This window comes from Streptacidiphilus jeojiense (genome assembly GCF_000719095.1).
GTDB lineage: Bacteria > Actinomycetota > Actinomycetes > Streptomycetales > Streptomycetaceae > Streptacidiphilus > Streptacidiphilus jeojiensis.
The window spans coordinates 252680-274179 of sequence record NZ_JOEH01000011.1 but is presented as its reverse complement, the minus strand read 5'-3'; the positions used below and the strand labels follow the sequence as shown (position 1 = coordinate 274179).

Below are 21500 nucleotides of genomic sequence, written 5' to 3'. Positions count from 1 at the left end.
GATCAGATCTCCGCGAGTCGGCGTCGGCGTACCAGGGCGATGAAGAAGGGGCCGCCGATGAAGGCGACGATGATGCCGGCCTGGACCTCGATGGGGCGTTCGACCAGCCGGCCGACGATGTCGGCCAGCAGCAGCAGGCAGGGGGCCAGTACTGCGGAGATCGGCAGCAGCCAGCGGTGGTCCGGGCCGAGGCCGGCCTGCTGGGCCACGATCCTGGCCGCGTGCGGGACCACCAGGCCGAGGAAGACCACCGGGCCGATCACCGCCACCGCGCCGCCCGCCAGCAGCACGATCGCGACGACGCCCTGGAAGCGCACCAGGCCGAGCCGGCGTCCGAGTGAGGCCGCCACGTCGTCGCCCAGCGCCAGGCTGTTGAGCGCGGGCGCGCAGCTCAGCGCGAGCAGCGCGCCGAGGGCGAGGAAGGGCAGGAAGTGCAGCACGGTGGAGCCGGTGGCGGTCCCCAGTGAGCCGGCCGACCAGAACCGGTAGCGGTCCAGGGCGTCCGGGTCGGTGAGCACCACGGCGCTGGTGAGTGAGGACAGCAGCGCGGTGACGGCCACACCCGCCAGGGCCAGTTTGACCGGTGTCAGTCCGCTGCGGCCGGTGCGGCCCAGCAGGTAGACCACGAGGCTGGCGGCCATCGCGCCGGCGAAGGCGAACCAGATGTAGCCGAGCAGCGAGCCGAGCCCAAACAGTTCGATGGCCAGCACGATCGCGAAGGACGCGCCGGCGCTGACCCCGAGGATGCCGGGGTCGGCCAGCGGGTTGCGGGTCAGTGCCTGCATCAGCGCGCCGGACAGGCCCAGTGCCGCTCCCGCGGTCAGGCCGAGGGCGGTGCGCGGGACCCGCGCCGACCAGACGATGTCGTGCACGTCCTGGTCAGGGGGATGGCCGAGCAGGGTCCTGGCGACCTCGATCGGCGGGATGCTCCGGGCGCCAAGTGACAGCGACAGCAGACAGATCGCCAGCAGAGCGGTGCCGAGCAGGGCCACGAGCAGGGTGGGGCGAAGCGCCGCGCTCCGGGTCACCGGCGGGCCTCCTTGGGGGTGCCGTCAGGGGAATAGCTCTTAGGTTAGGCACACCTTAGCTTGATCGGCCTGGAGGGTTCTAAGTTAGGTAATCCTTACCTTAGTATGGCGACTGATCGTCCGGCTTCGCGCCGGTTCCGCACGTCCTGAGAGGCACGGTCGACTCGGTGTCCGGTATCCAAGAAGTGACGGCGTATGAGGGCTCCGACGCGGCCCCCCTCCCCGAGGAAGGGCTGCTGACCTGGCCCGAGCTCTTCGCCGAACAGGTACGGCTGCGGCCGGACGCCGTGGCGCTGGTCTTCGAGGACGTCGAGCTCAGCTATGCCGAGCTGGACCGGCGGGCCAACCGGCTCGCCCATGCGCTGATCGCCCGTGGCGCCGGCCCCGAGCGGGTGGTGGCGCTGGCGCTGCCCCGATCGGCCGACCTGATCGTCGCCGAGGTAGCGGTGCTGAAGTCCGGCGCCGCCTACCTGCCACTGGACACCGACTACCCGGCCGAGCGGATCGGCTACATGCTGGCTGACGCCGCTCCGATCTGCCTGGTCGGCACCGTCGGGACGGTGGACGGGATCGCTTCGCCGGACGGTATGGCGGTGCTGGCGCTCGACACCGACGAGGCCGAGCGGGAGTTGACGGGCCGTCCGAGCCACGACCCGACCGCGAGCGACCGTGGCGTACTGGCGCTCGGCAACGCCGCCTATGTGATCTACACCTCCGGATCCACCGGCCGGCCCAAGGGCGTGGTGCTCTCCCACACCGGGGTGGCCAAGCTGGTGGCCACCCAGAGCGAGCGGTTCGGGATCGGCCCGGGCAGCAGGGTGCTGCAGTTCGCCTCGCCCAGCTTCGACGTCGCCTTCTGGGACCTGTGCCTGGGGCTGCTCTCCGGCGGCCGGCTGGTGGTGGTCCCGTCCGAGCGGCGGGTGCCGGGCGCCCCGCTGGCCGACTACGCGCGCGAACACGGCGTCACCTTCATGATCCTGCCCCCCGCGCTGCTCGCGGCGATGCCGGCCGACGTCGAACTGCCGCCCACCGCAACGCTGCTGGCCGGCACCGAGCGGGTCTCGCCGGAACTGGTGAGCCGCTACGCCCGGGGCCGGATGATGTTCAACGCCTACGGCCCCACCGAGGCGACCACCAACTCCACCCTGGGCCTGTGCGACCCGGACATCCCGGCTGGCTCCATCGTGCCCATCGGCGTGCCCGACCCGGGGACCTGGGCCCATGTACTGGACGACCGGCTGGAGCGGGTCCCGGTCGGCGAGCCGGGGGAGCTCTACCTCGGCGGGTACGGGCTCGCGCGCGGCTACCTCGGACGCCCGGACCTGACCGCCGAACGCTTCGTCGCCGACCGCTTCGGCGCACCCGGCGCCCGGCTCTACCGCACCGGTGACCTGGTGCGCTGGAACGCCGAGGGCAGGCTGGAGTTCCTGGGCCGGGCCGACGCCCAGGTCAAGATCCGGGGCTTCCGGATCGAGCCCGGCGAGATCGAGTCCGCACTGCGCCGCCACCCGGCCGTGGACCAGGTCGCGGTGGTGGTCCGCGAGGACCGCCCCGGCGACCGGCGGCTGGCCGCCTACGTCGTCCCCGCGCTGACGGGCCGGCCGGGAGCGGGACAGGCGGGAGAGGAGAAGACGGGAGCGGGCGAGCCCGGGCAGGATGCCGCCGAACAGGTCGAGGACTGGAAGGAACTGCACGAACTGCTCTACGCCGCCGCCGGTTCCGAGGGATTCCAGGAGAACTTCGCCGGCTGGAACAGCATGTACGACGGCCTGCCCATCCCGGTCGCGGAGATGCGCGAGTGGCGCGACACCACCATCGCCGCCATCCGGGAGCTGAAGCCGCGCCGGGTGCTGGAGATCGGCGTCGGCAGCGGGCTGGTCCTGTCCCGGATCGCCCCCGACTGCACGGAGTACTGGGGCACCGACCTGTCCGAGCAGGCCGTAAGCGCCCTGCGCACCCAGGTCGACGCGGTGCCCGGACTCAAGGACCGGGTACGGCTGGAGGCCCGTCCGGCGGACGACCTCGTCGGGCTGCCGGCCGGGCACTTCGACACCGTCGTCATCAACTCCGTGGCCCAGTACTTCCCCAGCGCCGAGTACCTGGCTGCGGTGGTGCGCGCGGCCGGTGCGCTGCTGGCCCCCGGCGGCAGCCTGTTCGTCGGCGATGTGCGCAACCACCGGCTGCTGGACTGCCTGCGCGCCGCCGTGGAGACCCGGCGGCAGACCGACCCGGTGGACGCGGCGGCGCTGCGGGACGCCGTCGAGCGCTCCACGGCCTGGGAGGGCGAGCTGCTGCTCGACCCCGACTTCTTCGCGGCGCTGGAGGGCTTCGACGCCGAGATCCGGGTCAAGCGCGGCGACCACCACAACGAGCTGACCCGCTACCGGTACGACGTGGTGCTGCGCAGGGCGGGCGACGCGCCTGCGCCAGCGCCGGAGTTGGAGCCGGAGGCCCGGCTGGACTGGGCCGAACTGGGCTCGCTGGCGGCGCTCGACGACCGGTTGGCGGCGGACGGCCGTCCGGCCCGGCTCCGGATCACCGCCCTGCCCAACGCCCGCTTGACGGCCGACCTCGCCGACCTGGCCGCGGTGCGGGACGGTGTCCGCCGCCCCGGCACGGTCGGGGTGGATCCGGAGGAACTGCACGCACTGGGAGCCCGGCACGGCTACCAGGTGGCCGTGACCTGGAACGGTTCGGCCGACGACGGCAGCCTCGACGCGGTGCTGGTCGCCGGGGGGCTTCCGCTCGGCGCGGTCTACCTCCCGTCCGGGGCGGAACGGCAGGCTCCGACGGCCAACCGGCCGGTGCCGTTCCGCGACGTCAACGCGCTGATGCGGCGGCTGCGTTCGTTCGCGGCCGAGTCACTGCCGGACTACATGGTGCCCAGCGCACTGGTTCCGGTGCTGCGGATTCCGGTGACGCCCAGCGGCAAGATCGACCCGGCCGCCCTGCCGGTCCCCGACTACGCCGCCCTCAGCGCCGGCCGGGCCCCGCGGGACGAGCGCGAGGAACTGCTCTGCGCGGCCTACGCGGAGGTGCTCGGTCTGCCCGCGGTCTCCATCGACGACGACTTCTTCGCCCTGGGCGGCGACAGCATCGTCGCCGTCCGGCTGCTGATCCGGGTGCGTGAGGCGGGACTGCGGATCAGCTCGCGCGAGGTGTTCCGGCACCGCACGGTCGCCGCGCTGGCCGAGGTGGCAGTCGTCCACCAGGAGACCGCAGTCGACGACGCGCCGCTGATCCGGGTCTCGGACGCCGAGCTGGCCGAGCTGCAGGGCGCAGACCCGCTGACGGTACGGGAGCTGCTGCCGCTGGGGCCACTGCAGCAGGGCTTCTGGTTCCACTCGCAGCTGGACGGACCGGAGCGGGACGCCTATGTGGTGCAGCAGGTCCTGGAGTTGGCCGGGCTGGTCGATCCGGCCGCGCTGCGCCGGGCCGCCCAGGGGCTGCTGGACCGCCACGCGCCGCTGCGGGCCGGATTCCGGCAGACCGCCGAAGGCCGGGCGGTGCAGATCGTCCCCGGTCCGCTGGAGCTCCCCTGGCGCGAGGTGGACCTCTCGGCGCAGGACGCCGAGGTGCAGCGGTCGCTGGCCGACGCCGTGGCCGCCGACGAGCGGGCGGCCCGCTTCGACCTCGCCCGTCCGCCGCTGCTGCGCTGCGCGCTGATCGGACTCGGGGACGGACACAGCCGACTGGTGCTGACGTTCCATCACATCATCGCCGACGGCTGGTCACTTCCGGTGCTGCACCAGGAGTTGCTGGCCGGATACGGCAGTGACGGTTACGGCAACGGCCACGGCAGCGGGGCGGCCGAGCTGCCCGCCCCCGCGCCCTACCGGGAGTACCTGCGGCACGTCGCCGGCGCCGACCAGGACGCGGCGCGGGCGGCCTGGCGCACCGCACTGGCCGGGTTGGAGGAGCCCACCCGGCTGGTGGCCACCGCCCCGGACGGCAGCGCACCGCGGCCGGGACAGGTCCGGGTCGAGCTCTCCGAGCGGCTGACCGCCGCGCTCTCGGCCCGGGCGCGCGAGCACGGGGTCACCCTGGGCACCGTGGTCCAGAGCGCCTGGGGCCTGCTGCTGGGGCGGTTGACCGGTAGTCAGGACGTGGTGTTCGGCACCACCGTCTCCGGGCGTGACGCGGCGGTCCGCGGCATCGAGTCGATGGTCGGACTGTTCATCAACACCCTGCCGACCCGGTTCGCCTGGCAGCCCGCCGACCGGTTGGCGGACCTGCTCGGACGGCTCCAGGAGCAGCAGACGCAGCTGCTGGAGCACCAGCACCTCGGCCTCGCCGAGATCCAGCGGGTGGCCGGACCCGCCGGCGTCGGCGAACTCTTCGACACCCTGGTGGTCTTCGAGAACTACCCGACCGGGAGCGGCCTCACCGACCCCTCCGGCGCGGTGCGGATCACCGGCCACGAGTTCCACGACACCGTGCACTACCCGCTGGCCCTGATCGTCAAGCCCGGTGCCCGGCTGGACCTGCGGCTGAAGCACCACACCCAGCGCATCGACGCGGAGGCCGTGCAGCGGATCGCCGACCGGCTGACCCTGGTGCTGGAGGCACTGGCCGCCGACCCCCGGGCGCTGGTCGCCGACCTGGACCTGCTCAGCGCGCAGGAGCGGGCCCAGGGGCAGCTGCTCGGCGCCGAGCAGCCGGTCCCCGGCACCAACCTGACCGCCGCCATCGCCGACCAGGTGCGCCGCACCCCGGACGCCACGGCGGTGCTCTTCGAGGACAGCAGCGTCAGCTACCGCGAACTGGACGCCCGTGCCGAGGCGCTGGCACAGCGGCTGGTCGCGCGCGGGGCCGGACCGGAGACAGTCGTGGCGGTCGCGGTGCCGCGCTCGACGGAGCTGATGACGGCCCTGCTCGGGGTATTGAAGTCCGGGGCCGCGTACCTGCCGGTGGACACGGACTACCCGGCCGACCGGGTCGCCCACATGCTCGCGGACTCCGGGGCGAGCGTCGTACTGGCCACCGCCGCCACCGCTGGGCTGCTGCCCCAGGATTCCGGACGCGCGCTGCTGCTGGTGGAGGAGAGCGAGGCGGTCCAGGCCCGGCCGCTGCCGGCGACCGGCCCGGACCACCCCGCCTACCTGATCTACACCTCCGGCTCCACCGGCCGTCCCAAGGGCGTGGTGGTCACCCACCGCGCCATCGTCAACCGGCTCGCCTGGATGCAGGGCGAGTACGGCCTGACGGCCGAGGACCGGGTGCTGCAGAAGACCCCGTCCAGCTTCGACGTCAGCGTCTGGGAGTTCTTCTGGCCGCTGTGCCAGGGCGCGGCCGTCGTCCTGGCCCGACCGGACGGGCACCGCGACCCCGCCTACCTGGCCGGGCTGATCCGCGAACGGGGGGTCACCACCCTGCACTTCGTCCCGTCCATGCTGGAGGCCTTCCTCCAGTCGGAGGAGATCACCGCCGACCCCGGCTGGGCCCGCAGCCTGCGCCGGGTGTTCAGCAGCGGCGAGGCCCTTCCGGCGGCGGCAGCGGAGCGCTGGCGCGAGCTGACGGCCGTCCCGCTGCACAACCTCTACGGGCCCACCGAGGCCGCGGTGGACGTCACCCACCACGCCTACGACGGTGCGGCCGGGACCACCGTGCCGATCGGGCGCCCGGTCTGGAACACCGGGCTGCGGGTGCTGGACTCCTGCCTGCGCCCGGTGCCGGCCGGGGTCCCTGGCGAGCTGTACCTGACCGGCGTTCAGCTGGCCCGCGGCTACCACGCGCGGCCCGCACTGACAGCCGAGCGCTTCACCGCCGACCCGTACGGCCCGGCGGGCAGCCGGATGTACCGCACCGGGGACCTGGTGCGGCTTGGTCCGGACGGCGCGGTCGAGTACCTGGGCCGTACCGACCGGCAGGTCAAGCTGCGCGGCAACCGGATCGAGCCGGGCGAGGTCGAGGCCGCGCTGACCCGGCTGCCCGAGGTGGCGCAGGCCGCCGTGGCGGTGGTGGGCACCCAGCTGGTCGCCTATCTGGTCCCGGTCGCCGATCCGTTGGACCTGACGGCTGTTCAGAACGCCTTGGCGGCCGAGCTGTCGGCTGCGCTGCTACCAGGCGCCTATGTGCTGCTAGAGGCGCTGCCGCTGACGCCGAGCGGCAAGCTGGACCGGGCCGCGCTGCCCGCACCGCAGTCGGTGCGCGCCGAGCTGCGCGCACCGCGCGACGGGCGCGAGCAGACGCTGACCGAGATCTTCGCGGCCGTGCTGAAGCTGGAGCAGGTCGGCATCGACGACGACTTCTTCCTGCTCGGCGGCGACAGCATCAGCTCCATCGGCGTCTCCAGCCGGGCCCGTCGGGCCGGCCTGGCGCTGAGCCCGCGCGAGGTCTTCGAGCACCGCACCCCCGCCGCGCTGGCGGCGGCCGCGGGCGCGGTGGCGGAGCCGGACTCCGGGGCGTCGTCCTTCGGTTTCGAGCTGAGCGAGGAGGAGGCCGCGCGGGTCCGTGCGACCAGCCCGGGCCCGGTGGCGGACGTCTGGCCGCTGGCCCCGCTGCAGGAGGGCCTGTTCTTCCACGCCACCTACGACGCGACTGCCGTGGACGTCTACACCGCCCATGAGTCCTTCGACTTCGCCACCCCGCTGGACGCCGGGCGGCTGCGTACCGCCGCCCGGCTGTTGCTGGCCCGCAACCCCAGTCTGGGCGCCGGGTTCACCAGCGACGGGCTGAGCCGCCCGGTGCAGTTCATCACCGCCGGCCTGGAGCCGCCGTTCCAGGAGGTCGACCTCTCCGGGTTGCCGGCCGAGGAGCAGCAGGCCCGCCTGGACGCCCTGATGGACGAGGAGCGCACCCGCCGCTTCGACCTGGCCCGCCCGCCGCTGTTCCGGCTGCTGCTGGTCCGTCTCGGCGCCGGGCGCGGGGACCGGCTGGTGATCGGCCGTCATCTGCTGCTGTGGGACGGCTGGTCCGCCTGGCTGTTCCTGGACCAGCTGTTCGCGCTCTACCAGAATGGCGGCGACGAGTCCGTCCTTCCGCGTCCCGGCTCCTACCGCTCCTACCTGACCTGGCTGGAGGCGCAGGACAGCGCCGAGGCCACCCGTGCCTGGCGCTCGGCCCTGGCCGGCCTGGAGGAGCCCACGCTGCTCGCGGCGTCCGACGCGGGCCTGGAGCCGGACATCCCGGAGAGCCTGGAGACCGACCTGCTGGACCGGTCGGCGGACTGGCTGCGCACGGGGGCGCGCCGGCACGGCCTGACCATGAACACCGTGCTCACCGCCGCCTGGGGCCTCACTCTGGCCGCCGTGACCGGGCGCACCGACGTGGTCTTCGGCACCGCGGTGGCCGGGCGGCCCAGCGAGGTGCCCGACGTCGAGAACGTCATCGGGATGTTCCTGAACACCGTCCCGGCCCGGATCGCCTACGACCCCGCTGAGTCGGTACTGGAGCTGGCCCGCCGGATCCAGGACGAGCGGCTGGCGCTGATGCCGTACGAGTACCTGGGGCTGGGCGTGCTGCAGGCCGAGACCGGCCACCGGCGGCTGTTCGACACCCTCTTCGTGCTGCGCGACGCCGACACCGGGGACCGGCTGGCCGAACTGAAGCAGCGTCATGGCGCCACCGCCGTCTCCAACATCGACGCCACCCACTACCCGGTCACCCTGATCGTGACACCGGGCGAGCGGATCAGGATCACCCTGGCCCACCGGCCCGACGCGGTTCCGCGCGAACAGGCCCAGGCGCTGCTGGACCGCTTCACCACCCTGCTGGACCGCTTCACCCGGCAGCTGGACGGGCAGGTGGCGGCCCTGGACCCGCTGCTGCCGGCCGAACGCGCCGCGCTGCGGCAGGAGTGGGCGGCCGGCCGGGTCCCGGCGCCGGAGCTGACCATCGCCGAACTGCTGGCCGAGCAGGCCGCCCACACCCCGGACGCCGTCGCGCTGGTCTTCGGCGACGAGAGGCTGACCTACGCGCAGCTGGACGACGCCGTCAACCGGACGGCCCGGCTACTGCTGGCCCGGGGCGCCGGGCCGGAGCGGATCGTCGCGCTGGGGCTGCGCCGGTCGATCGAGACGGTGGTGGCGCTGTTCGCGGTGCTGCGTACCGGCGCCGCCTACCTGCCGCTGGAGCTGGACCATCCGGACGACCGGCTCGCCGGGATGCTGGACGACGCCCGCCCCGCGCTGCTGCTGGCGGAGTCGGCGGTGGCCGGGCGCCTGGCGCAGGCCGCGCCGGGGACGCGGCGGGTGCTGCTGGACGACGCCGCGGTCCGTGCCGAACTGGACCGGCTGTCCGGAGCGCCGATCACCGAGGAGGAGTGCCCGCGGTTCAGCCTGGAGCACCCCGCCTACGTCATCTACACCTCGGGCTCCACCGGCCGTCCCAAGGGCGTGGTCACGCCCTACCGCGGCCTGACCAATATGCAGCTCAACCACCAGCGGGAGATCTTCGACCCGGCCGTCGCCTCGGCCGGCGGCCGGCGGCTGCGGATCGCGCACACCGTCTCCTTCGCCTTCGACATGTCCTGGGAGGAGCTGCTCTGGCTGGTGGAGGGCCACCAGGTGCACATCTGCGACGAGGAGCTGCGCCGCGACGCGGAGGCCCTGGTCGACTACTGCGCGACGCACTTCATCGACGTCGTCAACGTCACGCCGACCTACGCCCATCTGCTGCTGGAGCAGGGCCTGCTGGACGCCCCGGGGCACCGGCCGCCGCTGGTGCTGCTCGGTGGCGAGGCGGTGTCCGAGGCAGTCTGGAACCGGCTCAGGGACACCGAGGGCACCTACGGCTACAACCTCTACGGTCCGACCGAGTACACCATCAACACCCTGGGCGCCGGCACCGGTGACAGCGCCACCCCCACCGTGGGCCGGGCCATCCGGGGCACCCGGGCGCTGATCCTGGACCAGTGGCTGCGACCGGTCCCCGACGGTGTGCCGGGGGAGCTCTACATCGCCGGGGTGGGGCTGGCCCGGGGCTACCTGAACCGCGCCGACCTGACCGCCGAGCGCTTCGTCGCCGACCCGCACGGTCTGCCGGGGGAGCGGATGTACCGCACCGGCGACCTGGTGCGCCGCCGCGCCGACGGCAACCTGGACTTCCTGGGCCGTACCGACGACCAGGTGAAGATCCGTGGCTACCGGGTCGAGCTGGGCGAGATCGAGAGCGCCCTCAACCGGCTGCCGGAGGTGGCCCAGGCGGCCGTGGTCGCCGCTGACGACAGCTCGGTTCCCGGGGCCCGTCGACTGATCGGGTACCTGGTGCCCGACGCTGGTGCGGACCGCTCCGGGCTGGTGCCCCGGGTCAGGGAGGAACTGCGGCGGCAGCTGCCCGACTACATGGTCCCGGCGGCCTTCGTCACCCTGGACCGGCTGCCGGTGAACGCCAACGGCAAGCTGGACGTGCGCGCGCTGCCGCAGCCGGAGCCCTCGGTGGCGCTGGGCGGCGGTCGCGGGCCGGAGACGGTGGCCGAGGAGGTGCTCTGCGGACTGTTCGCCGAGGTGCTGGGACTGCCCCGGGTCGGCGCCGAGGACGGCTTCTTCGACCTGGGCGGGCACTCCCTGCTCGCCACCCGGCTGATCGGCCGGGCCCGCACCGCGCTCGGGGCCGAGCTGGCGATCCGCGACCTGTTCGAGGCCCCCACCCCCGCACTGCTGGCGCTGCGCGCCGAGGCCCCGGGCCGGCCGGCGCGTCCGACGGTCACGGCGCTCGCCGACCGCCCCGAGCTCGTGCCGCTCTCACCGGCGCAGCGGCGGCTGTGGCTGGCCGAGCAGTTCGGCAGCGGGGACGCCTACCACTTCCCGCTGGTCTTCCGGCTGCGCGGGAGCTTGGACCTGGAGGCGTTGCGGCAGGGGCTGGTCGATGTGACGGAACGTCATGAGGCCCTGCGTACGGTGGTGGTGGAGCAGGGTGGTGAGCTGTACCAGCGGGTTGCTTCGGGCGTTGAAATGCCGTTCCGGGTCCAGGGCTGCCCGGAGGGCGAAGTCGCCGGGCGTGTCGACGAGTTGACGGCCCTGCCGTTCGACCTGGGGCGCGGGCTGCCGCTGCGCTGCGATGTGCTGAGGGTGGGTCAGGACGACCAGGTGGTCGTCATCGTGCTGCACCACATCGCCACCGACGAGTGGTCCGACCGTCCGTTCCTGGCCGACCTGGGCACCGCCTACCGCGCCCGCGCGGCGGCTGGGGCCCCGGAGTGGGCGCTGTTGCCGGTGCAGTACGCCGAATACACCCTCTGGCAGCGGCGGCTGCTCGACGCCGACGGTGCCCGGCAGCTCGACTACTGGCGGCAGGCCCTCGCCGGGCTGCCGGAGGAGTTGGCGCTGCCGCTGGACCGACCGCGTCCGACCGAGCCGACCGGTCTCGGTGGCGCGGTGGAGGTGGAGCTGCCCGCCGCGACTGCCGGCGCCCTGCGCGAACTGGCCATCGCGACCGGCACCAGCATGTTCATGCTGTTCCACGCCGCGGTCGCCGCCCTGCTGCACCGGCTCGGCGCGGGGGAGGACATCCCCGTCGGCGCGCCGATCGCCGGACGGACCGACAGCGCGCTGGACGACCTGGTGGGCTTCTTCGTCAACACCCTGGTGCTGCGCACCGACCTGTCCGGCGACCCGGGCTTCGCCGAACTGCTGGCCCGGGTCAGGGAGGCCGATCTGGCCGCCTTCGACCACCAGGACCTGCCCTTCGACCAGTTGGTGGAGGCGGTCAACCCGCCCCGGCTGCCGGGCCGCAACCCGCTGTTCCAGGTGATGGCCGGCTACCACTACCGCCCGCAGGGCGAGCCGCAGCTGCTGGACCTGCCCACCGAATGGCTGCCGACGCAGAGCGGCAGCGCCAAGTTCGACCTGGACTTCACCTTCGTCGACCACGCCGCCGAGAACCGGATCACGCTGCTGCTGAAGTACAGCGCCGAACTCTTCGACCGGAGCACGGCCTCGGGCATGGCCGCCAGGTGCCTCCGGCTGTTGCAGGAGGCGGCAGCTGCACCCGACCGTCCGCTGCGGGAGCTGGAGCTGCTGGACCCGGCCGAGCGGAAGTTGGTGCTGGAGGGTTGGAACGATAGCGACCACATCGTGCCGGCGGTGACGCTGCCGGAGCTGTTCCGGGAGCAGGTGGCCCGGACGCCTGATGCGTTGGCATTGGTCTTCGGTGACGAGCGGTTGAGCTATGCCGAGTTGGATGCGCGGGTGGAGCGGACTGCTCGGGTGCTGGCGGGGCTCGGTGCGGGTCCTGAGCGGACGGTGGCGGTGGCGTCGCCGCGTTCGATCGAGCTGGTGGTGGCGCTGCTGGCGGTGCATCGTGCGGGGGCTGCCTATCTGCCGTTGGATCCGGAGTATCCGGCCGAGCGGCTGGCGTTCATGCTGGCTGACGCCCGTCCGGTGTGTGTGGTCCGGGAGGGGTTGCCGGAGGGTCCGTTCGGTGAGTTGCCGTCCGACTATGACCCGCGTGATCCGGCGTATGTGATCTACACATCGGGTTCGACCGGGCGACCCAAGGGCGTCGTGGTTCCGCACGGGGGTATCGCGAACCGGCTGTTGTGGATGCAGGCCGAGTACGGGCTGACGGCTGCGGACCGGGTGCTGCAGAAGACGCCGTCCAGCTTCGACGTCAGCGTCTGGGAGTTCTTCTGGCCGCTGATCACCGGCGCCGCCCTGGTGCTGGCCCGACCGGACGGTCATCGGGACCCCGAGTACCTTGCCGGGCTGATCCAGGACGAAGGCGTGTCGACGGTGCACTTCGTGCCGTCGATGTTGCGGGCCTTCCTGGACGAGCCGACCGCCGCCGGATGCACCGGGCTGCGCCGGGTGCTGTGCAGCGGCGAGGCGTTGCCGGCCGAACTGGCGGACCGCTGCCTCGCGTTGCTCCCGGCTGAGCTGCACAACCTCTACGGGCCGACCGAGGCGTCGGTGGACGTCACCGCCGTGCGGGTGCACCCCGGTGGCAGGCAGGTGCCGATCGGGCGGCCGGTGTGGAACACCAGGGCGTATGTGCTGGACGCCGGGCTGCGTCCGGTACCGCCGGGCGTGGCCGGCGAGCTGTACCTGGCCGGCGCCCAGCTTGCCCGGGGGTATCTGGGCCGGCCCGGACTGACCGCGGAGCGCTTCTGCGCCGACCCGTTCGGGCCGCCCGGGGCGCGGATGTACCGCACGGGCGACCTGGCGCGCTGGAACAGCGAAGGGGTGCTGGAGTTCCTGGGCCGCGCAGACGACCAGGTGAAGCTGCGCGGCTTCCGGATCGAACTGGGCGAGATCGAAGCGGTGCTGGGCCGGCACGAGACGGTGCGGCAGGTGGCCGTGGCCGTGTACGAGCAGCGGCTGGTCGCCTATGTGGCGCCGGGTTCGGCCGACCTGGCCGCACTTCGGGCCCACGCGCGGGCGGTGCTGCCCGAGCATATGGTTCCCGCCGCCTTCACTGCCCTGGACGCACTGCCGTTGACGCCCAGCGGGAAGCTCGACCGCAAGGCCCTGCCCGCGCCGGACTTCACCGCGGAGTCGACGACGGCACTGCCGCGCTCTCCGCGCGAGAAACTGCTGGCGGGACTGTTCGCCGACGTCCTGGGACTGGAGCGGGTCGGGATCCATGACGACTTCTTCGCCCTGGGCGGGCATTCGCTGCTGGCGATGCGGTTGGTCAGCCGGGTCCGCACGGTGCTGGACGCGGAGTTGGCCCTGCGCGCGGTGTTCGAGGCCCCCACGGTGGCCCGGCTCGCGGCCCGGTTGACGGGCGGCGGGGGCAGCACTCCGCTGCCCGCCCTGCTCCCGATGGAGGACCGTCCTGAGCTGCTGCCGTTGTCCTCGGCCCAGCAACGGCTGTGGGTGCTGCACCAGTTGGAGGGCCCGACGCCGACCTACAACCTCCCGGCGGCCTGGCGGCTGGTGGGCGAGCTCGACCGCGACGCTCTGACGGCCGCCGTCCATGACGTGATGATCCGTCATGAGAGCCTGCGCACCGTCTTCCCGACCCGGGACGGGCGGGCGCACCAGCTGGTACTGGACCCGGAGCGGTTGCCCGGGGTGGTCCACGTCGAGCAGGTGGATGAGCAGGACCTTGCGGGGCGACTCGCCGAGGCTGCCGCGCAGGGCTTCGAGCTGGACCGGGAGCCTCCCCTGCGTGCGCATGTGCTGTGCACCTCGGGGCAGGAGCAGGTACTGCTGGTGGTGGTCCATCACATCGCCACCGACGAGTGGTCGGACCGGCCGCTCTGGCGCGACCTGGCCACCGCCTACCGGGCCCGGATCGAGGGGCGGGCTCCTGAGTGGGCTGCGCTGCCGGTCCAGTACGCCGACTATGCGCTCTGGCAGCGGGAGTCCCTGGGCGAGGCCGTCGAGGCAGCTGAACTCGCCTACTGGCAGCAGGCTCTGGCTGGGATCCCGGACGAGCTGGCGCTGCCGGCCGACCGTCCGCGTCCGCTGGAGAGCAGCCACCGGGGCGGGGCGGTCGGGCTGACGCTGAGCCCCGAGTTGGCCGGCGCTCTGCGGGCGCTGGCCCGGGAGCGGTCCGTCAGTATGTTCATGCTGGTCCAGGCCGCCGTGGCGGCGCTGCTGCACCGGCTGGGCGCGGGGGAGGACATCCCCCTGGGCGCGCCGATCTCCGGGCGCAGCGACGAGAAGCTGGAGGAATTGGTCGGCTTCTTCGTCAACACGCTGGTACTGCGCAGCGACCTGTCCGGTGCGCCGTCCTTCGGCGAACTGCTGGCCCGGGTGCGGGAGACCGACCTCGCGGCCTACGAGCACCAGTCGCTGCCGTTCGAGCGGCTGGTGGAGGCGGTCAACCCGCCGCGCTCGCTGGCGCGGCACCCGCTGTTCCAGGTGATGGTGGTCCACCTCGCGGCTCCGGGCGGTGTCCCCGATCTGCCGGGGCTGTCCGCCACCCCCGAGCCGCTGGACCAGCACACCGCCAAGTTCGACCTCAGCTTCGACTTCGTGGAGCAGGGTCCGGACGGCGGCATGCAGAGCTGGATCGAGTACAGCGCCGACCTCTTCGACCACAGCACGGTCGAACGGCTTGCGCAGCGGCTGCTGCGACTGCTGGAGCAGGTCGCGGTGGCCCCCGACGTCCCGCTGCGCGAGATCGAACTGCTGGACGGCTCCGAGCGCGACCAGGTGCTGGGTGAGTGGAACGAGACCGACCACGCCGTTCCGGCGGTGACGCTGCCGGAGCTGTTCCGGGAGCAGGTGGCTCGGACGCCGGATGCGTTGGCGTTGGTCTTCGGTGATGAGCGCCTGAGCTACGCCGAGTTGGATGTGCGGGTGGAGCGGACCGCTCGGGTGCTCGCCGGGCTCGGGGCGGGTCCTGAGCGCACGGTGGCGGTGTCGCTGCCCCGGTCGGTGGAGCTGGTGGTGGCGCTGCTTGCGGTGCACCGCGCCGGGGCCGCCTACCTGCCGCTGGACCCGGACTACCCGGCCGACCGGCTGGCCTACATGTTGGCGGACGCGCAGCCGGTCTGCGTGATCGAGGACCGGCTGCCAGAGGGACCGTCCGGCGAGCTGCCGACCGGCTACCACCCGAGCCACCCCGCCTACGTCATCTACACGTCGGGGTCCACGGGTCGGCCCAAGGGCGTGGTGGTGCCGCACCAGGGCATTGCCAACCGGTTGCTGTGGATGCAGGCGGAGTATGGGTTGACCGCTGCGGACCGAGTGTTGCAGAAGACGCCGTCCAGCTTCGACGTGTCGGTCTGGGAGTTCTTCTGGCCGCTGATCACCGGCGCCGCCCTGGTGCTGGCCCGACCCGAGGGCCACAAGGACCCCGCCTACCTGGCCCGGTTGATCCAGGACGAGTCCATCACCACCTGCCACTTCGTGCCGTCGATGCTGCGGGCCTTCCTGGACGAGCCGACCGCTGCCGGCGCCTCTGGTCTCCGCCGGGTGCTGTGCAGCGGCGAGGCGCTGCCGGCCGAACTGGCCGTGCGCTTCCATGCCCTGGTGCCAGGGGTCGAGCTGCACAACCTCTACGGGCCGACCGAGGCGTCGGTCGACGTGACCGCGACGGCCGTGCTCTCCGGCAGCAGCCGGGTGTCGATCGGGCGGCCGGTGTGGAACACCCGCGCCTATGTGCTGGACGATGCGCTGCGCCCGGTCCCGCCGGGCTGCACGGGTCAGCTCTACCTCGCCGGGGTCCAGTTGGCGCGCGGCTACCTCAACCGTCCTTCGCTGAGCGCCGAGCGCTTCGTCGCCGACCCCTTCGGCGCACCCGGCACGCGGATGTACCGCACCGGCGACCTGGCGCGGTGGGACGGCGGCGGGGAGCTGGAGTTCCTGGGCCGTGCCGACGACCAGGTGAAGCTGCGCGGCTTCCGGATCGAGCTGGGCGAGATCGAGTCGGTGCTGAGCAGCCATCAGAGCGTGGCCCACGCCGTCGTGGTGGCGCGTGAGGGCCGTCTGGTCGGCTACGTCGTGCCAGCTGCGGGCGGACCCGCGCCGGAGCCGGCCGCGCTGCGGGCCCATGCCGCCGCGGAGCTCCCGGAGCACATGGTGCCCGCCGCCTTCGTCGTCCTGGGGGCGCTGCCGCTCACCCCGAACGGCAAGCTGGACCGCAGGGCGCTGCCCGCGCCCGACTTCGCCGCCGGGACCACCGACACCCAGCCGCGCACCGCGCGCGAGGCCCTGCTGTGCGAGCTGTTCGCCGCCGTGCTGGGCCTGGAGCGGGTGGGGGTCGAGGACGACCTCTTCGCTCTGGGCGGGGACAGCATCGTGGCCATGCAACTGGTCGGTCGGGCCCGGGCGGCCGGTCTGGGCTTCACCCCCCGCGATGTGTTCAGGCACAAGTCGGCTGCGGGTCTGGCCGCCGTCGCCGGGGAGGTGTCGGCCGTCGCTCCGGCCGCCGATGCCGCGCTGCTCGACCTCACCGAGGCCGAGCTGGCGGAGCTGGGCGCCGACCCGGCGGTGGCCGAGCTGCTGCCGCTGACGCCGCTTCAGGCCGGCCTGCTGTTCCACGCCTCCTTCGACTCGGGCGCGGAGGTGCCGGACGTCTACACCGTCCAGATCAGCCATGACCTGGACGGTCCGCTGGACCCGGCCGCGCTGCGCGCTGCCGGTCAGGCACTGCTGGACCGGCACGCCAACCTGCGGGCGGGCTTCCGCCACCTGGCCTCCGGCCGTCCCGTTGCCGTGGTGCCGCGCACGGTCACGCTGCCCTGGCGCGAGCTGGACCTCTCGGGTCTGGACCCGGAGCAGTTCGAGGCGCGCTGGAGCGACCTGCTGGCCCAGGAGCGCCGCCGCTTCGACCCGGCGGTGCCCCCGCTGCTGCGGCTGCTGCTGGTCCGCTGCGGACCCGAGCGGCACCGGCTGGTCCTGTCGCACCAGCACCTGCTGCTGGACGGCTGGTCGCTGCCGCAGCTGATGGACGAGCTGGCCGAGCTCTACGCCGGACGCGCGCCGCAGCCGGTCGCCCCCTACCGCGACTACCTGGCCTGGCTGGCGGCCCAGGACGCCGCCGCGTCCGCCGACGCCTGGGACAAGGCCCTGGACGGGCTGGAGGAGCCGACCCATCTGGTCCCCGCCGACCCCGAGCGGGCCCCGGCGGTGCCGCAGACCCGCACCCTGCTGCTGACACCGGAGCTGACCGGCGCGGTCACCGCTGTCGCCCGCTCGCGCGGGCTGACCGTCAACACGCTGGTCCAGGGCGCCTGGGGGCTGCTGCTGGCGCGGCTCACCGGCCGGAGCGATGTGGTCTTCGGTGCGACCGTCTCCGGGCGGCCGGCCGAGCTGGAGGGTGCGGAGTCGATGATCGGACTGTTCATCAACACCGTGCCGGTGCGGGCGAGGATCGACGAGAGCGAGTCGCTGGCCGCGTTCCTGGACCGGCTGCAGGACCAGCAGTCCCAGCTGATCCCCCATCAGTACCTGGGCCTGTCCGACATCCAGCGGCGGGCCGCACTGGGCGACCTCTTCGACACGCTGGTCGTCTTCGAGTCCTACCCCGGCGGTGAGGGACCCGGCCTCGGGGCCGAGCAGGGGCTGCGCAGCAGCGTCCGGGACCACCGGGACGCCACCCACTACCCGCTGGCCTGGGCGGTGGAGCCCGGCGAGCGGCTGTCGCTGACGGCCGAGTACCGGTCCGACCTGTTCGACGCGGCCGCCGTCGAGCGGATCACGGCCGCGATGGTCCGGCTGTTCGAGGCCATGACCACCGACCTGGAGCAGCCGCTGGCCCGGGTGGACATCCTCGACCCCGCCGAGCGCCGTGCCGTCCTGCAGGACTGGAACGCCACCGCCCTGCCGGTCGGGGCCGATGCGCCGGGGACGGTCCCGGCGCTGTTCGAGGCGCAGGTGGCCGCCGGTCCGGAGGCCGTGGCGCTGGTCTGCGGTCCGGTCTCGCTGACCTTCGGCGAGCTCAACGGCCGGGCCAACCGGCTGGCCCGGCTGCTGGTCGAGCGCGGCGCCGGCCCCGAGCGGATCGTCGCACTGGCCCTGCCGCGCACCGAGGACTACCTGGTCGCGCTGCTGGCCGTGCTCAAGGCCGGCGCCGCCTACCTGCCGCTGGACCCGGACCTGCCGGCCGAGCGGATGCTCGCCATGCTGGACGACACCGCGCCGCGGCTGCTGCTGACGACCGGTCGGCTGGCCCCCGGGCTGCCGCAGAGCGCGGTACCCGTGCTGCTCCTGGACGCGGACGCGACCCGGCAGCAGCTGGACGCCTTCGCGGCCGGGAACCTGCCGCAAGGACCCGACCCGCGGCACCCGGCGTACGTCATCCACACCTCCGGCTCCACCGGGCGCCCCAAGGGCGTGGTGGTCTGCCACAGCAGCGTCGCCAACCTGTTCCGCAGCCACCGCCGCACACTGCACGACCCGGCCAAGCGCCGCACCGGCCGGCAGCGGTTGCGGATCGGGCACGCCTGGTCCTTCTCCTTCGACGCCTCCTGGCAGCCGCAGCTGTGGCTGCTGGACGGGCACGCCCTGCACATCCTGGACGACGAGACCCGGCACGACCCGGAGCTGACCGCGGCTGCGATCCGGGACCAGGGGTTGGACTTCATCGAGGTCACGCCCTCGTTCCTGGGCCAGCTCGCCGACAGCGGCCTGATCCAGGACGGCGAGTGCCCGCTGGCGGCGGTCGGCGTCGGCGGCGAGGCGGTGCCGGACGCGCTCTGGCGCCGGCTGGGCGCACTGCCCGGCACCGAGGCGTTCAACCTCTACGGGCCCACCGAGGCCACCGTGGACGCGCTGGTCGCCCGGGTGGGCGACAGCGAGCACCCGCTGGTGGGCCGGCCGGTCGGCAACACCCGCGCCTACGTCCTGGACGCGGCGCTGCGGCCGGTGCCGCCGGGGGTCAGCGGCGAGCTGTACCTGGCCGGTGCCGGCCTGGCCCGGGGGTACCTGGGCCGGCCGGACCTGACCTCGGAGCGTTTCGTCGCCGACCCGTTCGGGGCGCTGCACGGCGACCCCGGCTCCCGGATGTACCGCACCGGCGACCTGGCCCGCTGGAACGGGCAGGGACAGCTGGACTACCTGGGCCGCGCCGACGACCAGGTGAAGCTGCGCGGCTTCCGGATCGAACTGGCCGAGATCGAGGCCGTGCTGGCCCGGCACCGGGACGTCGCCCAGGTGGTGGTGGTCGCCCGTGAGGACCGGCCCCGGGTCAAGCAGCTGGTGGCCTACGCGGTTCCGGCTGAGGGTGCGGGCGGGCTGGACCCGGCCTCGCTGCGGGCAGCCGCGGCCGCCGCGCTGCCCGATTACATGGTCCCGGCGGCGGTGGTGGTCCTGGACGCGCTGCCGCTGCTGTCCAACGGCAAGCTGAACCGCAGGGCGCTGCCGGCGCCGGACTTCGGCGCCGACGGCTCGTCCGGCGGCCGTGAGCCGCAGGGCGAGCTGGAGCAGCTCCTCTGCGGGGTCTTCGCCGAGGTGCTCGGCCTGCCGGACTGCGGGGCGGACCAGGACTTCTTCGCCCTGGGCGGGGACAGCATCGTGGCCATGCAACTGGTCAGCCGGGCCCGGGCGGGCGGACTGCGGATCACCCCGCGCCAGGTCTTCCAGCTGCGGACCGTGGAGGCGCTGGCCGGGGTCGCGCTCCGGTCGGCCCCCGCGGCGGCCGGGGACCGGGCGCACGACCGGGGCACCGGTCTGCTGCCGATCACCCCGATCATGCATGCGTTGCGTGAGCAGGGCGGCCCGTTCCAGGGCTACCACCAGGTCGCGCTGGTGCAGACACCCTCCGGGCTGGACCGGACCGGGCTGCTGACGGTGCTTCAGGGGCTGGCCGACCACCACGACATGCTGCGGGCCCGGCTGGAGCGGATCCCCTCGGGGAGCTGCGTCGGCGGCGCGGGCGCGGAGCAGTGGTGGCTGCAGGTCCCCGCGCCAGGCGCGGTGGACGCGGCGTCCTGGCTGGTCGAGGTGGACGCCGCGGGCGCCGACGAGGCCGGGCTGCGCGCGCTGGTCGCCGAGCACGCCCGGGCGGCCCGGGACCGGTTGGACCCGGAGTCCGGCCGCATGGTCCGGGCGGTCTGGTTCGACGCGGGCCCCGGGGCATCCGGACGGCTGCTGCTGATGGTCCATCACCTGGTGGTGGACGGCGTCTCCTGGCGGGTGCTGCTGCCCGACCTGGAGACGGCCTGGCGGGACGTCACGGCGGGCCGGCAGGTGACCCTGCCCCCGGTCGGGTTCTCCTTCCGCCGCTGGTCCGAACTGCTGGAGCGGCGCGCCGTCGACCCGGTCGCCGAGGACGAACTGCCGCTGTGGAGCTCGATCCTGGACGACGCCGACCCGTTCCCGCTGGCCCGGCCGCTCGACCCGGCCCTGGACACCGTCGGCACCGAGCGGCAGCTCACCCTGACCCTGCCGCCGGCCCGTACCGCGCCGCTGCTCAGCCGGGTGCCGGCCGCCTTCGGCGCGACCGTCAACGACGTGATGCTGACCGCCCTGGCCCTGGCCGTCGCGGACTGGCGCACCCGGCAGGACCCGCAGGACCGGGCCACCGCCGTGCTGGTGGACCTGGAGGGCCACGGCCGCGAGGAGGAGCTGGCCGGGGACGCGGACCTGTCGCGCACCGTCGGCTGGTTCACCAGCGTGGTCCCGGTCCGGCTGGACGTCGGCGCGGTCGACCTGGGCGGTGCACTGTCCGGCGGCCCTGAGCTGGACCGCGCGCTGGAGCGGGTCAGCGGGCACCTGGCGGCACTGCCCGCCTCCGGCCTGCACCACGGGCTGCTGCGCCACCTCAACCCGGTGGCCGGCCGCGAGCTGGCCGAACTCGGCACCCCTGGGATCGAGTTCAACTACATGGGCCGCTTCGGCCACCCGGAGGCCACTGACTGGTCCTACGCGCCCGAGGGCGATGCCGCGGATCTGGACGGCGACCCCGGGATGCCGCTCTCGCACGCCCTGACCGTGAACGCGCTGACCGAGGACCGGCCCGAGGGGCCCGAGCTGGCGGCGCACTGGTCCTTCGCCGCGGGCTTGCTGTCCGAGGCGGCGGTCAGGGACCTGGCCGAGACCTGGTTCCGGGCGCTGGAGGCCCTGGTGGACCGGGCCGAGGCGCTGGAGCACACCAACCCCCTTACGAACCTTCCTTCCTGAACAGAGCTCAACC

The 21500-nt window shown here is 73.6% G+C and carries 2 protein-coding genes; one reads left to right on the top strand and one right to left on the bottom strand.

Features of this window, described 5'->3' with window-relative positions; all coding sequences use genetic code 11:
- Positions 1-2 precede the first annotated feature (2 nt).
- Entirely contained in the window at positions 3-1028 is a 1026-nt protein-coding gene (locus tag IF29_RS0117335; protein WP_030255460.1) for a FecCD family ABC transporter permease, read from the bottom strand.
- Between the two features lie 185 nt (positions 1029-1213).
- On the opposite strand from IF29_RS0117335, the gene IF29_RS0117330 reads away from it, so the two are divergent.
- Positions 1214-21487 (top strand): non-ribosomal peptide synthase/polyketide synthase, encoded by a 20274-nt coding sequence (locus IF29_RS0117330; protein WP_051725428.1) that lies wholly within the window; start codon positions 1214-1216, stop codon positions 21485-21487.
- The last annotated feature ends 13 nt before the right edge of the window (positions 21488-21500 follow it).